This is a genomic window from Frigidibacter sp. (genome assembly GCF_030695035.1).
Classification (GTDB): Bacteria; Pseudomonadota; Alphaproteobacteria; order Rhodobacterales; family Rhodobacteraceae; genus Frigidibacter.
Map to the genome: position 1 here is coordinate 77,991 of NZ_JAUYTT010000001.1, position 14,153 is coordinate 92,143.

The 14,153-nt window shown below is 68.4% G+C and carries 12 protein-coding genes; 6 read left to right on the forward strand and 6 right to left on the reverse strand.

All coding sequences use genetic code 11. The annotated features are described in order from the left end of the window. Positions 1–310: 310 nt before the first annotated feature. The 5 genes from Q8S30_RS00365 to Q8S30_RS00385 form a co-directional block, all read right to left on the reverse strand. Positions 311–2,407 carry a hypothetical protein gene (locus Q8S30_RS00365; RefSeq protein ID WP_305664063.1) on the reverse strand — a complete coding sequence of 699 codons (2,097 nt, stop codon included), beginning with the start codon at positions 2,405–2,407 and terminating at the stop codon, positions 311–313. A gap of 185 nt (positions 2,408–2,592) precedes the next feature. After that, positions 2,593–3,684, reverse strand: coding sequence for a PHB depolymerase family esterase (locus Q8S30_RS00370; RefSeq protein ID WP_305664064.1), 1,092 nt, complete (start codon positions 3,682–3,684; stop codon positions 2,593–2,595). A gap of 24 nt (positions 3,685–3,708) precedes the next feature. Then, positions 3,709–4,125 (reverse strand): CopG family transcriptional regulator, encoded by a 417-nt coding sequence (locus Q8S30_RS00375; RefSeq protein WP_305664065.1) that lies wholly within the window; start codon positions 4,123–4,125, stop codon positions 3,709–3,711. A gap of 256 nt (positions 4,126–4,381) precedes the next feature. Then, a complete protein-coding gene (locus Q8S30_RS00380; RefSeq protein ID WP_305664066.1) occupies positions 4,382–4,888 on the reverse strand; it encodes a DUF2478 domain-containing protein in 507 nt (168 codons plus the stop codon). Between the two features lie 61 nt (positions 4,889–4,949). Continuing rightward, on the reverse strand, positions 4,950–5,627 hold the full coding sequence (locus Q8S30_RS00385; RefSeq protein WP_305664067.1) for an NnrU family protein: 678 nt from the start codon (positions 5,625–5,627) through the stop codon (positions 4,950–4,952). Positions 5,628–5,734: 107 nt separating this feature from the next. On the opposite strand from Q8S30_RS00385, the gene Q8S30_RS00390 reads away from it, so the two are divergent. The 4 genes from Q8S30_RS00390 (at position 5,735) to Q8S30_RS00405 (ending at position 8,888) form a co-directional block, all read left to right on the forward strand. Beyond that, entirely contained in the window at positions 5,735–7,003 is a 1,269-nt protein-coding gene (locus tag Q8S30_RS00390) for a 3-deoxy-D-manno-octulosonic acid transferase (protein WP_305664068.1), read from the forward strand. A 161-nt stretch (positions 7,004–7,164) separates the two neighbouring features. Continuing rightward, positions 7,165–7,653: an NUDIX hydrolase gene (locus Q8S30_RS00395; protein ID WP_305664069.1), complete on the forward strand. Its 489-nt coding sequence runs from the start codon at positions 7,165–7,167 to the stop codon at positions 7,651–7,653. Between the two features lie 94 nt (positions 7,654–7,747). Continuing rightward, positions 7,748–8,185, forward strand: coding sequence for a DUF1178 family protein (locus Q8S30_RS00400; RefSeq protein ID WP_305664070.1), 438 nt, complete (start codon positions 7,748–7,750; stop codon positions 8,183–8,185). Between the two features lie 37 nt (positions 8,186–8,222). Then, on the forward strand, positions 8,223–8,888 hold the full coding sequence (locus tag Q8S30_RS00405) for an SDR family NAD(P)-dependent oxidoreductase (RefSeq protein ID WP_305664071.1): 666 nt from the start codon (positions 8,223–8,225) through the stop codon (positions 8,886–8,888). Between the two features lie 2 nt (positions 8,889–8,890). Here Q8S30_RS00405 and Q8S30_RS00410 read toward each other — a convergent pair whose 3' ends face one another. After that, positions 8,891–10,375: a pyruvate kinase gene (locus Q8S30_RS00410; protein WP_305664072.1), complete on the reverse strand. Its 1,485-nt coding sequence runs from the start codon at positions 10,373–10,375 to the stop codon at positions 8,891–8,893. Between the two features lie 175 nt (positions 10,376–10,550). On the opposite strand from Q8S30_RS00410, the gene Q8S30_RS00415 reads away from it, so the two are divergent. Both Q8S30_RS00415 and ptsP read left to right on the forward strand, forming a co-directional pair. Next, positions 10,551–11,810: an aspartate kinase gene (locus tag Q8S30_RS00415; RefSeq protein ID WP_305664073.1), complete on the forward strand. Its 1,260-nt coding sequence runs from the start codon at positions 10,551–10,553 to the stop codon at positions 11,808–11,810. Between the two features lie 34 nt (positions 11,811–11,844). Beyond that, complete coding sequence (gene ptsP / locus Q8S30_RS00420; RefSeq protein WP_305664074.1) at positions 11,845–14,091, forward strand: phosphoenolpyruvate--protein phosphotransferase; 2,247 nt, start codon at positions 11,845–11,847, stop codon at positions 14,089–14,091. Positions 14,092–14,153 lie beyond the last annotated feature (62 nt).

Below are 14,153 nucleotides of genomic sequence, written 5' to 3' on the forward strand. Positions count from 1 at the left end.
CCGCCCAATACCCTGAGTCATTCGAATGACTTCAGTCTCTACCCCCCCGGCGTGACGGGCGTGTGACATGAGCAGACCTGACGTAGGCGAATTGACCGTCAAAGCCCCATATACGCTGCGACAATTGCAACGGCCCTGAAGATGATGATCATCAGCCCGTTACAGAGGGGGTGGACTGGCCAGTGCCGGATAGACCGGCACTTTGCCGCAGACCTGCAGCAGGTACGCAAGCCAGTAAGTTCAGAGACTACGGCCCCTACACCCGTTGTGCAGAGGCCGCTTGCTGCTTGCGAAGGTCGTCAGGCCCGTCTCAGAAGGTCACGCCGATGCCGAAGCCGACGGCCATGTCGTCTTCGTCCGTACCCTCGGCGACCAGCCGCAGGCGCAGGGTGCTGCCGCCGGCGATGGGCTGCAGGTATTCCGCGCCGATGCCGCCGATGGTGTCACTGTCCAGCCCGGTTCCGTCAAAGCTGGTGCTGCCGCCAAGCGCGCGCAGCGTGAACTCGTAGCCCGCACCCGACACATGCGTCAGCCGGACAAGTCCGCGCAGGGTGCCGGCGCCAAGCTCCACGCTCTGGCCGAGTTCAACCCGGGCGAAGCCGGTGCGCGGGGTGCGGCCGTCGAATTTCCCCAGCGTCGAGAGGCTGAAGTCACCCATGTCGTGCCAGCCGATCCCGCCCGAGAGCGCGAGGTCCAGACCAGGGGCGCCGAGTTGCCCGGCGCCGTATGAGAAGCGCCCGGCGACCCCGTAAAGCGTGCCATCCGCCGTGCCGCCCCCGCCAACATGCGCCGCCGCGTCATATTCCGTCTCGCTGGTCCCGATGAAGCCGAGGACGGTTGCCCGCGCCGCGCCGACATCCCGGCTTGCCGCCGGACCGACAAGGGCCATCGAATAGTCCACGTCCACGCCGCCCGGCATATTCTCGGTCTCGCCCGACATCAGGCCGCCGATCAACGACAGCACCGTGCCGCCTTCAAGCTCGAAACCATAGCGCAGGACGCCTTCCATCTCGTCACGCTCCCCGGTCGAGGTCAGCAGCGCGGCAAAGCCCGGCGCGCCTTCCGCCAGTTCCAGCGCATTGCCCAGAACCGAGGTCATTCCGCGCGCCGCCAGTGTGTCGCCGGCCGACATGACACGGGGGTCCGCGGCGACTGCCGACAGCCCGTCGGCCGAGGCGATGAACGGGTTGCCGCCGGCATCGAAAATCTCCGGCGCAGTGATGAAGCTGAAGGCGCCCTGCACCGGCGACAGCAGGCGGAAGGTATCGGTCCCGGTGCCAGGATCGATCGCGCCGATGATCTGCGACCCGGTCGCCAGTTCCAGAACATCATCGCCCCCGGCCAGCGAGATGGCGATGCCGCTGTGGCCGATGATGGTGCCGTAGTTGGTGACGGTCTGGGACTGCGTGTCGAGGTCATCCGCATTCACGCCGCGCGCGCCCTCGATCAGGCCGGTGTTCAGCACGAAGCCGGCCCCGGTCGCGCCTTCGTCAAAGTCGATCCCGTCGCCATCGGTCAGCGCCAGCGACCTGATCGTGCCGTGGTTGATGACGGTGCCGCTGTCGAGGTCGACCCCGTCCTGATCGGTTCCGTTGCTGAGGATGGTGCCAGTGTTGAGCACATAGGCATCGTTGGCCAGGTTCACCGCGTCATCGAAGCCGATGATGGTGCCGGAGTTCTCGATCCGCACCCCATCCCGGTTGGCGTTGATGCCTTCGGCCGCCAGCGCGGTGATCGTGCCGGAGTTGATGACGGTGCTGTTCTCGCGCACCTGCACCCCATCGTCGCCGCCGGTGATGGTGCCGCTGTTCTCGACCAGCGCATCCGCCCCGGTCCGCACGCCGTCGCTCTCCACGCCGGTGATGCTGCCAGAGTTGGTGATGCGGATGCCGCTGAACTCACCATCAATGCCGCGGTCGCCGCCGGTGATGGTGCCCGAGTTCACAACGGTGCTGTCTTCCTCGATCTGCACGCCTTCATCGGTGCCGGTGATCGTGCCCGAGTTGATGATGCTGGTATCATTGTCGGCGTTGATGCCGTCGCTCTCGCCGAGGTCGGTGCTCTCGATGGTGCCGGTATTGGTGATGGCGCCGCCATTGTCGAGCTGGACCGCATGGTCCCCGGCCGACGAAATGGTGCCGTCATTGGTCAGGGTGACATCATCGTCCAGTTCGAAGGCGATCTCGGTCGCATTCGACACCACGGCCCCGGTCGCCACGCTGATCGTGACACCGTCCAGCCCATCATCGCGGATGCCGTCGCCCGCGCCTTCGCAGACCACGCTGTCCCCGGCCAGGGGCGCATCAGGCACACAGGCCGATTGCGCCTGTGCCACCAGCGGCAGGCCCGCAGCAAACCCGCAAAGGGCAAGGGAAAAAAGCGACAGGCGGCTGAGTCTAGCGTTCATTGGGGACCTTGGTTGTTCGTGGGCATGGGCCCCGACCGCTAGCAACCCGAGGTGACAGTCCTGTGAAAACCCAGCCAAGTTTTGTGCGGGGTACAAAGTTGCATCATGCAGGCATATTTGCAGGATGCGGCATATGGCGCGCCCCGGAAGGCGCGCCGCCGTGCAGCTTTGCGGGTGCCCTGCCCCTATTGCGCGGCGCGACCCGCAAGGAAGAACCGGATCATCTCGGCACTGGCATCCGGGCCCTGCGCATCGGTATAGCTGCCGCCCGGCTGCCCGCCGGACCAGGCGTGGCCCATCCCCTCGACGACCCAGTGCTCGACCAACTCGGTGCCACCCTCGCCAAGCGTCGTGCTGCGGCGGAAGGAGCGGCCCCCCGATGTGCCCTGATCCTCGGTCTGCAGGCTTTGCCGGGGGCCGCGGTCCAGCGCGTGTTGGGCGATCTTTTCGCCGTTCGACGGATGAACCGTGGCATCGGCGCTGCCGTGGAAGATGATGGTGCGCATGGCAGGCCCCGTGACAGGGGCCACCGCGCCCTGCCCGGCCATCGCGGCAAAGGCCGAGGGCACGTCCGACGCCGCCCCCATCGGCAGGCCGGAATGCGCGCCGACGGCGCTGTAGAGATCCGGATAGGTCTCGCCCAGGATCACCGCCATCGCTGCTCCGGCCGAGAGGCCGGCGACAAAGACCTTGTCCGCGGGGACGCGGTGGTGGGCGATGGCCTCACGGGTCATGCCCGCGATAATGGAAGGCTCCCCCCGGTCCCGCCGCTGGTCGCCGCGGCTGAACCAGTTCCAGCAGGACTGGGCGTTATGGCCGCGCGACTGCTGCGGATAGAGGATGACAAGTCGGTGCTGCTCTGCCAGCGCGTTCATGCCGGTGCCAGCGGCGAAGTCCTCGGGCGTCTGGGTGCAGCCATGCAGCATCACGATCAGTCCGGAGATGCCCTGCTGTGCCGAGGCGGGTACATAGGTGCGGTAATTCCGGCTCCCCGCAGCACAGGAGAAGCTGCCCTCGGCAAAGCTGGCCCCGGGCGGAGTTGCGGCAGGCGCGGCCGTCGGGCCTTTTGGCTTGCGAGCCAGCATGGCGGCCAGCGCGGCGGGCAAGCCAGCCGGACCCGAAGCGTCTGCCGGGCCGGGAGCCGGTGCGTCCGGACTGCCCGGCACCAGCCCGTGCTGGGCCAGCGTGCGGGTGACGAGGTCTTGCGCCGCGGAGAGCCGCAGGTTGCGCGCGGCCCCGGTCGCCTTGCGCCAAACGCCGTTCGGGAAATCGATCATGGTGTCAGTCCTTGTAAGGGGGCGCTAGCGGATGCGGTCGGCCAGGGCGGTCTTGATGTCCGCGGGCGCCTGAAGCGCGCCGAGGACGGTGATGGAGCCAATGGTGGCCAAGGCAAGCTCGGGGGTCACGTCCGACCCGATGCGCGCCAGCCCGACGACCCGCACATGCAGGACCTCGCCCGCCGCGCGCAGCCGCTCCAACTCGGCGCGGCCATAGTCGCGCAGGCCCAGTTCCATCGTGTGCCGCTCTATCGATTTCTCGACGGTCTCGCCGTGGCCATCCAGCTGCTTGCGGATCGCGGTACGGATGAAGTCGCTGCGGTTCGAGTAGAAGCCTTCCTGCACCAGCAGGTCGATGCGGCCCAGGTCCACAAACCCGAGGTTGATTGTGATCTTCTCGCTGTCGGTCTGCTTCTCGCGAAGCTGTCTCACGTCGCCCATGGCCATTTCTCCATCCGTGTGGATGGTATATGGATGACTTTTGGTGGGTATCAAGACAGGCCGCACAAATTCCAGACCTTGTCCGCCGTGCCGTTGCGGAACCCCTCCCGGCAGGCGGCGTTAGGTCCGCGATGATGCTGGCGGCATGTCAGTCGGGCCTGATGGCATGGAGAATGCGGCGGTTTTCCCGATTTCACGCTGCAGCCAACGAAACGGCAGTCGAGCTTCTAACCCATCTGCCGCCCGCGTCACGCCATCAGGCCGAAATCCCGGCCCGCGCCCACCAGGCCATCAGCGCCGAGGGGTCGGCGGGCAACCATTCGGCCAGATCGCCTGCAAAATCCACGAACTGCGGGTGAAACTTCGGCGACAGGCCGACGATCACCGGCACGCCGCCCTCCAGCGCAGTGCCGATCAGCGCCGCAAAGCCCCGACCGACCGCCTCTTGCTGGCCGAAGCGGTTGACCACCAGCAGGTCGGCCGGCGCCGCGGCCAAAGCCGCCTCGGCCGTGGCCACCGCCATTTCCAGCGCGCCGGGGTCCAACCGGCAGCTTTGCGCCGCGGGGCCGAGGTCTTGCGAGATGCGCAGCACCCTGCCGCCGGGCAGCAGCCGCAGGTCCATGCAGCGGGTCGCGGCATCGCCTTGCGGCAGTTGCACGGCGCCCACGGCGCGGCGACCTTGGCCGATCAGCTGATCCGCCAGCGCAGCAAGCGCGCTGTCGCACTCCGCAGTGTCTTCAGGGCAGAGGGCAGCGAGGATCATCAGGGGCAGACTCCGGCAAGGGCTGCCGCGATGCCATGCCGCGCGGGGGCTTGTGTCAAGCTCAAGGCGCCGGGCTCACGCCGATCACCGGCAGATGCAGATGCCACAGCGCAGCCCAGACCAGCAACCCCAGCGCCACACGCAGCAGCGCCCCGCGCCCCGGCCGGCCCGTCAGCCCCACCGCGAGGGGCAGCGCCGAGGTCCGCGCCGACAGCCGCGCCCACTCCGCCGCGCCCCACGCTCTCCGGTGCCGCGCGTCCTGCAAGACCATCCCGGCCAGCGCCATCGCCGCAAAGCCGCCGAACAGCACCCCATGCGCCAGATCGCCGTTCACCAGCAGATGCGCGAGCGCCCAAAGCAACAGCGCCCACAGCAGCGGATGCCGCGTCAGCCCGGCAATCCCCGGCCGGGCGGGATCGAAGCCCCGCGCCCGACCCTCAAAGCTGAACGGGTTCGGCGCGGCGATGGCCAGCGCGGACAGCACGCAGACCAGCGGCATCACGACATTCGGCACCCACCGCATCCACGACGCCTGATCCCACATCAGCACCAGCGGCGCGCGGCCCGCAGCCACGACCAGCCAGACCAGCAGCAGCGTCGAGAGAAGGCCGAACGCCGCGCCATAGCCCCGCTTGCCCATCCGCGCCACCAGCCACCCCCGCGCGCCCGGCAGCGAGGGCAGCGCGTGCGATAGCAGAAATACCGCCAGCGCCGCCGCAAACTCTCCCCATCCCGCCATGCCCCTGCCCCGCCATTTGCCCGCGGCCCTTCCCTCGGGCGGCGTTTCGCGGCAAACCTGCCGACATCGGGCCCGATCCACAAGGCCCCCTTGCCGCCGGAGGCCCCGTGCTCCTCTACCGCCTGCTCGTCTCGCTCCTTGCCCCGCTCTTGGTGCTGCGCCTGTCCCTGCGCCGCCTGCGCGGGCGCGAGCCTGCGGGCGCGCTGGCCGAGCGGCTTGGGCAAGCACCGCGGGCGGAAGGCCCGGTGCTGTGGCTGCATGGCGCGTCGAATGGCGAGCTGACCTCGGCCCGGGCGCTGCTGGCCTCGCTGATCGCCGAAGCGCCCGGGCTGCGAGTGCTGGTGACGGCGAACACCCTGACCGCCCGCGAGATGGTCGAAGGCTGGGCACTGCCAGGGGTGACGGCCGCGCTTGCCCCGCTCGATCACCGGCTGGTGCTGCGCCGGTTCCTCGCCCGCGCCCGGCCCGCGGCGCTTGTGGTGGTGGAGAACGAGTTCTGGCCGAACCGCCTGGCCGCCTGCGCGCAGGCCAGCATCCCGGTGCTGGTCATCGGCGCGCGGATGTCGGCGCGCAGCGCCCGGCGGTGGGCGCGTCTTCCCTCGCTGGCCGGGCCTCTGGTGCAGGCCATCCACCTGCTCAGCGCGCAGGATGCCGCCTCCGAAGCGCATTTCCGCCAGCTGGGGCTGCCCGCGGACCGCATCGGCCCGGCGCTGAACCTGAAGGCCGGCCTTGCCCCCGCCATTCCCCCTGCCGAGCTTCGCCACCTCGCCCCGCTCTTCGACCGCCCCCGCACCCTGCTCGCCGCCTCCACCCATGCGGGGGAGGAAGCACCGGTGCTGGAGGCCTTCGTGCAGCTCTGGCAGGCCGATCCCGCGCGCCGCCTGATCCTGGCCCCGCGCCACCCGCGCCGGGCGGAGGAGGTGGCAGCCCTGATCACCGCCGCGGGCCTTGGCTTCGCCCGCCGGTCTCTGGCCGAGGCACCCGGGCCGCAGGCACCGGTGCTGCTGGCCGACACGATGGGGGAAATGCCGCTGTGGTATGCACTGGCGGGGGTAACCTTCGTCGGCGGCTCCTTGGTGGACAAGGGCGGGCACACTCCCTTTGAACCCGCCGCGCAGGACTCGGTCATCCTCCACGGCCCCTACACCGGCAATGCCGCCGAGGCCTATAGAGCGCTGGCCGCAGCGGACGCCGCGCAAGAGGTCACCGATGCCGCCGGCCTTGCCGCAGCGGTGGCAGCGCTGGACGCGGACCAGCAGGCGCAACTTGCCGCCGCCGCACGCCACGCGCTGACCCCGGCGGGCGACGCCGCGCGTGACCAGCTTCGCGCGGCGATCCTGTCCGCCTGCCCAACGGCCCTCCCGCCCGCACCCTGACCCAAGCCGTCGCAACAGCGGCAGCGCCGCCTATTTCCTGTGCAGCCCGAAGATTATTCATCGCCGCGCAAGGCTGGCCCGTCGCATTCCGCATCATCCGTGCTATGTTTTGAATGTGGCGCAACGTGCCGAACGGCAGGGCCGCCAGGAATCGGGCAGCAATGACACTCGCAGGACGGATCTTGGCCCATCTGGGGTCATCGGAAGGCTTAACTCCCGCCTTCACCTTGGTGCAGCGGGTGCAATATGCCGCGCTCTGCTACCGGGCGCAGCGGGGCAAGCTGCAGATCCTGATGATCACCAGCCGCGACACGGGCCGCTGGATCATCCCCAAGGGGTGGCCGATGGACGGCCGCTCCCCGGCCGAATGCGCGGCGCAGGAGGCTTGGGAGGAGGCGGGCGTGCAGGGTCACGCTGCCGAGGTGCCAGAGGGTGCCTATTCCTACGCCAAGGCGCTTGGCCCGCGGACGGCGGTGCCTTGCATGGTCGAGGTCTATCCGCTGCGGGTGGATCGGCTTGCGGGGCAGTTCCCCGAAAAAGGCCAGCGCCGGCGCAAATGGTTCACCCCGGAGAAGGCGGCGCTGAAGGTGGCAGAGCCAGATCTGGCGCAGATGCTCGCCGGTTTCGTGCCACCCGCGGCGGGTGCCTGAGAGCGCCCCCCGCCACCGCTTGAATTTCGCCATCAAACCGTTACGTCTGAGTAATCCGCCCAGCCTGCCGCTGCGCGGGCCCCGAGTATCTTGCATGATCCGCTACGCCCTGACCTGCCCCAAAGACCACAGCTTTGAAAGCTGGTTCCAGTCGGCCGACGCCTTCGACCGGCTGACAGCCTCGGGCCTTGTGTCCTGCACCGTCTGCGGCGCGACCGAGGTGACCAAGTCGCTGATGGCCCCCGCGGTTCGGCCGGCCCGCAAGGCCGGCGAGGCCGAGCCTGCTCCGCGCCCGCTCTCCGCCCCCGCGAATCCGGCCGAAGAGGCGCTGGCGGCGCTGCGCCGGAAGGTCGAGGAGAACTCGGAATATGTCGGCATGAACTTTGCCGCCGAAGCCCGCGCAATCCATGACGGCGATGCCCCGGGCCGCGCGATCTATGGCGAGGCGCGGCTGGACGAGGCGAAGAAGCTGATCGAGGATGGCGTACCGGTAGCGCCGCTGCCCTTCATGCCTGGCCGCAAGACCAACTGACCCGAGCCCCGCACGGCACCCTGAAGGAACTACCCTAATGACGATCCTGATCACTGGCGCGAACCGCGGAATCGGCCGTGCCCTGCTCGACGGCTATATTGCCGAGGGCGCCGAGACCATCGGCACCGCCCGTGGCGCCTTGCCCGAGGGCGCGGGCTGGCAACCGCTCGACGTGACCGACCCGGCCAGCGCCAAGGCACTCGCGGCGCGGCTGGCGGGGCAGCCGATCAACACGCTGATCTGCAATGCTGGCGTCTATGCCGACAAGGGCCAGCGGCTGGAGCATGGCTATCCCGCCGATATCTGGGCCGAGAGCTTTGCGGTGAACGTGACCGGCGTATTCCTCACCGTGCAGGCGCTGCTGCCGAACCTGCGCGCCGCTGCCGCAGATGGCCTTGCGCGGATCGCCATTATTTCCAGCCAGATGGCCTCGCACACCCGCGCGCCGGGCGGCAGCTATGCCTATCGCGCCTCCAAGGCCGCAGCGCTGAACCTTGGGCGCAACCTTGCGACCGACCTGCGAGCCGAGCGCATCGCCGTCGGCATCTACCACCCCGGCTGGGTGCAGACCGAGATGGGCGGCCCCTCGGCCGAGATCCCGGTGGAGGTGGCGGCGGCCGGCCTGCGCGCGCGCTTCGCGGCGCTGAGCATGGCCACGACGGGATGTTTCGAGACCTGGGATGGCCAGCCCCACGCCTACTGATGTCAGGGCAGCCGCCAGGTCTTCAGCGGCCCCAGATGCGCGAATTTCTTGTCCTGGTGCCGGTCCATCCGGCCCATGACGCTGCGCAGGAAGGCCACAGCTTCGGCCAGATACTGGCCTTTGTTCAGCATCACGCATTCGGCGCGCTGGCCCATCGCGGCGTCTGTCGTTTCCGCCCGGCTGGCCTGACCGTCGCGCAAAAGTCCGTCCAGCACCTGCGTCGCCCAGACCACTGGCACCTGCGCCGCCTCGCACAGCCACAGGATCTCCTCCTGCATCTCGGACAGCCGCTCGAACCCGATCTCCACCGCCAGATCGCCGCGGGCGATCATCACCGCCACCGGCACCTGCCCGCCCGCGGCCACGATCATCTGCGGCAGGTTGCGTACGGCCAGCGGCGTCTCGATCTTCAGCATCACCGCCGGAAGTGCGCGGCCCTGGCAGCGCGCGGTCAGCTCTGCCAGCAACGTCTGCACATCCTCCACCGTCTGTACGAAGGAGAAGGACACGATATCGGCATGGGAGGCGACGAAACCCAGAACGCCGCGGTCGTCATCGGTCAGCGCCGGGATCGCCAGATCGGCGCCGGGCAGGTTGACGCCCTTTTCCGGCTTCAGCTTCTCACCCTTGGCCCGCGCGCCGGTCACCGTCAGGATCGCGCAACTGTCATCCGGGCGCTCCACCACCCGGGCGCGCAGCTTGCCATCGTTGATCCAGACCGGCTGGCCCACCGGCATATGCGCGAACAGCTCGGCATGGCTCAGCACCGCCACCGGCAGGTCCGGTGCCGCACCCGCATCCGTCGCCAGCGCGAAGCGCTCGCCGATCTTCAGCCGCACGCCCTCCACCCGCGCCACCGCCTCGATGCGGATCTTCGGGCCGGCAAGATCCATCGACACCGGCACGCGGCGGCCCGCAGCCTGCCCCGCGGCACGGGTCTGCGCGATCATCGCCGCCCAGACCTCGGGCCCGTCATGGGCGGTGTTGATCCGCACGCAATCGGCGCCGGCCGCCACCAGCCGGTCCAGCATACCGTCTTCCGTCGCCGCCTCGGTCGGCAGCGTCACCAGAATGCGGGTCTGGGGGCTGTCCGGCGCCCCACCGAACAGCGCATCGCGCCGCGCATCCAGCAACTCGCCGGGTGCATCGAAGGCAGCCGCCGGTGGGAACTCCGCCTCACCGCCGCCGGTGATCCGGCCAAGCGCCGCGATCACCGCCGCCAGCGAGGCGCGCACATGCCCCTCGGCCCGACCGAGAGAGGACAGGCCAAGCGCCGCCAGTGGATGCTGGAAGCCGCGCAGATCCGCCTGCCGCAGCGCCAGATAGGCAGCCATGTTCTCGGCCGAGCCGCGAAACTCCTCCCGCTGCAGCGCCGGGGCCCAAGCCGCCATCGCGCGGCCCGCGGCCTCGGCGATTTCGCCGTCCAGCTTGCACAGCGCGGCCAGCAATTCCGCATGATCCGCGCCTAGGTGTTCCTGCTCCGACATCTCTTCATTCCTTCGCGCGCCCTGCGTCCTCCGTCTCTATACCCCGATTGCGACGCGCCGGTGTCAGCCATCGCGCCGCACCCCACCGCGGGCCTTGGCCCCATTCCCCTTGCATGGCGCCCCTGCCCCGCATAAGAAGCGGGCGATTTTGACGGGCTCGGGGAGAGGGGCTTTCATGCCGCTTCTGGTGATGAAATTCGGCGGCACCTCGGTCGGGGATCTGGCGCGCATCAAGAACGCCGCCCTCAAGGTGCAGCGCGAGGTGGAACGTGGCTATGACGTGATCGTCATCGTCTCGGCCATGTCGGGCAAGACCAATGAGCTGGTGGGCTGGGTCGAGCAGACCTCGCCGATGTTCGACGCGCGCGAATATGATGCCGTGGTGTCCTCGGGCGAGAATGTGACTGCCGGGCTGATGGCGCTGACCTTGCAGGAAATGGACGTGCCTGCGCGCAGCTGGCAGGGCTGGCAAGTGCCGATCCAGACCACCTCCGCCCATTCCGCCGCCCGCTTCGTGGATATCCCGCGCGATAATATCGACGCGAAATTCGCCGAGGGCTTCAAGGTCGCCGTGGTCGCGGGCTTCCAGGGCGTCTCGCCCGAGGGCCGGATCACCACGCTTGGCCGGGGCGGGTCCGACACCACCGCCGTCGCCTTCGCCGCTGCCTTCGGGGCAGAGCGCTGCGACATCTACACCGATGTCGACGGCATCTACACCACCGACCCGCGCATCAGCTCCAAGGCGCGCAAGCTCGACAAGATCGCGTTCGAGGAAATGCTGGAACTTGCCAGCCTTGGCGCCAAGGTGCTGCAGACCCGGTCTGTGGAACTCGCCATGCGCTACAAGGTGCGGCTGCGCGTGCTGTCCAGCTTTGAAGATACCGACGAAACCTCCGGCACCATCGTCTGCGACGAGGAAGAAATCATGGAATCGAAAGTCGTCTCCGGCGTCGCCTATTCGCGCGACGAAGCCAAAATGACCCTCGTCACCATCGAGGACCGCCCCGGCATCGCCGCGGCGATCTTCGGCCCGCTGGCCGAGGCCGGGGTGAACGTGGACATGATCGTGCAGAACATCTCGGAGCGCGATTACGACGACCACCCGGGGGCTGTCACCGACATGACCTTCTCTTGCCCGGTCAACCAGATCCCCCGCGCCCGCAAGGCGATGGAAGATGCCCGCGCCTCCGGCATCATCAACTATGACGATCTGGCGGTGGATACCGATGTCGCCAAAGTTTCGGTCGTGGGCATCGGGATGCGGTCCCATGCCGGTGTCGCGGCGACCATGTTCAAGGCGCTGGCCGCCGAAAACATCAACATCAAGGTGATCGCCACGTCGGAGATCAAGATTTCGGTGTTGATCGACCGGAAATACATGGAACTCGCGGTTCAGGCGCTCCATGATGCCTTCGAACTGGAAAAATCGGCCTGAGAACGGGCCTTGCACGGGGGACTGCACGCTAGTCATGCCCGAACGCTCGGAAAGCGAAAGCCGCAAATTGCTGCGACGGCTGCGCGACACGCTCGCCACCCCCGCCAAGGGGCAAGAGAGGCTTGACCGCATCACCCATATGATCGCGGATTCGATGCGCACCGAAGTGTGCTCGATCTACCTGTTCCGCGACGAGACCACGCTGGAGCTGTGCGCGACGGAAGGCCTGAACCCCGAGGCCGTCCACCAGACCCGGATGCGGCTTGGCGAGGGCCTTGTCGGCCGCGTCGCCAAGACCTCGACCCCGATCAACACCGGCAACGCGCCGGCCGAACGCGGCTTCCGCTTCATGCCGGAAACGGGCGAGGAAATCTATTCCGCCTTCCTCGGCGTGCCGATCCAGCGCCTTGGCGAACGCCTCGGCGTGCTGGTGGTGCAGTCCAAGCACGCGCGGCAGTATTCGGATGACGAGGTCTATGCGCTGGAAGTCGTCGCCATGGTTCTGGCCGAGATGACCGAACTTGGCGCCTTCATCGGCGAGGGCGAGGCGCTGTCGGCGCTGCATCAGCAGCCGGTGATGATCCGCGGCCTGACCGGGCAGGAGGGATCGGCCGAGGGGCGGGTCTGGCTGCACGAGCCGCGGGTGGTGGTGGCCAATCCGGTGGGCGACGATCCCAAGAAGGAGCTCAAGCGCCTGAATGCGGCCGTCGAAGAGCTGCGCCTGTCGGTCGATGCGATGATGTCGGGCAGCGAGATCGTCGACAAGGATCACCAGCAGGTACTGGAAACCTACCGCATGTTCGCCAATTCCCGCGGCTGGCTGCGGCGGATGGAGGAAGACATCCAGCGCGGGCTGTCGGCCGAGGCGGCGGTGGAAAAGGAGCAATCCACCACCCGCGCCCGCATGGGCCAGGTGCCCGACCCCTATCTGCGCGAGCGTCTGCACGACCTTGATGACCTGTCGAACCGCCTGCTGCGCATCCTCACCGGGCAGGGCCGCGATACCGGCGCCGCGATGCCGGAGAACCCGGTGCTGGTCGCGCGCAATATCGGCCCGGCGGAACTGCTGGAATATGGCCGCAAGCTGAAGGGCGTCGTGCTGGAGGAGGGTTCGGTCGGCAGCCATGCCGCCGTGGTCGCCCGCGCGCTGGCGATCCCGCTGGTCATCCATGCCGAGCGCATCACCACCGAGGCGCTGAACGGCGACGCGATCCTTGTCGATGGCGATCAGGGCGTGGTGCATCTGCGGCCCGAAGACACGGTGGCAAGCGCCTTCCGCGACAAGATCGCCATGCAGGCCGAGGCGCAGTCGCGCTATGCCAGCCTGCGCGAGCTGCCGGCGACTGCCGCCTGCGGCACCCGCGTCGCGCTGCACATGAATGCCGGGCTGATGGCCGACCTGCCCTCGCTGGCCGGGTCGGGGGCCGAGGGCGTGGGCCTGTTCCGCACCGAGCTGCAATTCCTGCTGCGCAGCCGGGTGCCGCGGCGGGGCGAGCTGGCGGCGCTCTATTCCCGCGTGCTGGATTCGGCCAAGGGCAAGCGCGTGGTGTTCCGCACGCTCGACATCGGGTCCGACAAGGTGCTGCCCTACATGAAGCCGCAGGATGAGCCTAACCCAGCGATGGGGTGGCGCGCGATCCGGGTGGGGCTCGACAAGCCCGGGGTGATGCGGATGCAGCTGCAGGCGCTGATCCGCGCCGCGGCGGGGCGGCCCCTGTCGGTGATGTTCCCCTTTGTCGCGCAGATGAGCGAGTTCGAGGCCGCCCGCCGGGCGCTTCTGAACGAGATCGAGCGCGAGCGCCGCGCCGGCCATGTGCTGCCGACCAGCACCGAGATCGGCGCGATGCTGGAGACCCCCAGCCTCGCCTTCGCGCCGCGGTCGTTCTTCGAGCTGACGGATTTCGTGTCGATCGGCGGCAATGACCTCAAGCAGTTCTTCTTCGCGGCGGACCGTGAGAATGAACGTGTCCGCCGGCGCTATGACACGCTCGATGTCAGCTTTCTGGACTTCATCGGCCGCATTGCGGATCGCTGCGCCGAGACCAATACGCCGCTGTCCTTCTGCGGCGAGGATGCCGGCCGCCCGATCGAGGCGCTGTGCCTTGTGGCAATGGGCCTGCGGACGCTGTCGATGCGCCCTGCATCAATTGGTCCGGTCAAGCACCTGATCCGGCGGGTTAATCTGGCAGAGCTGCGCGCCGTGATCGACGACGCCCGCGAGGCCGGCGCATTGACGGTGCGGCCTGCGGTGATGGAATGGCTGGCGCGGCAGCCGATGTGAGATTCGGGTCGCAAACCTTTGACAAGACATGAAAAAGCCGGGGCATCGCCGCCCCGGCTTTC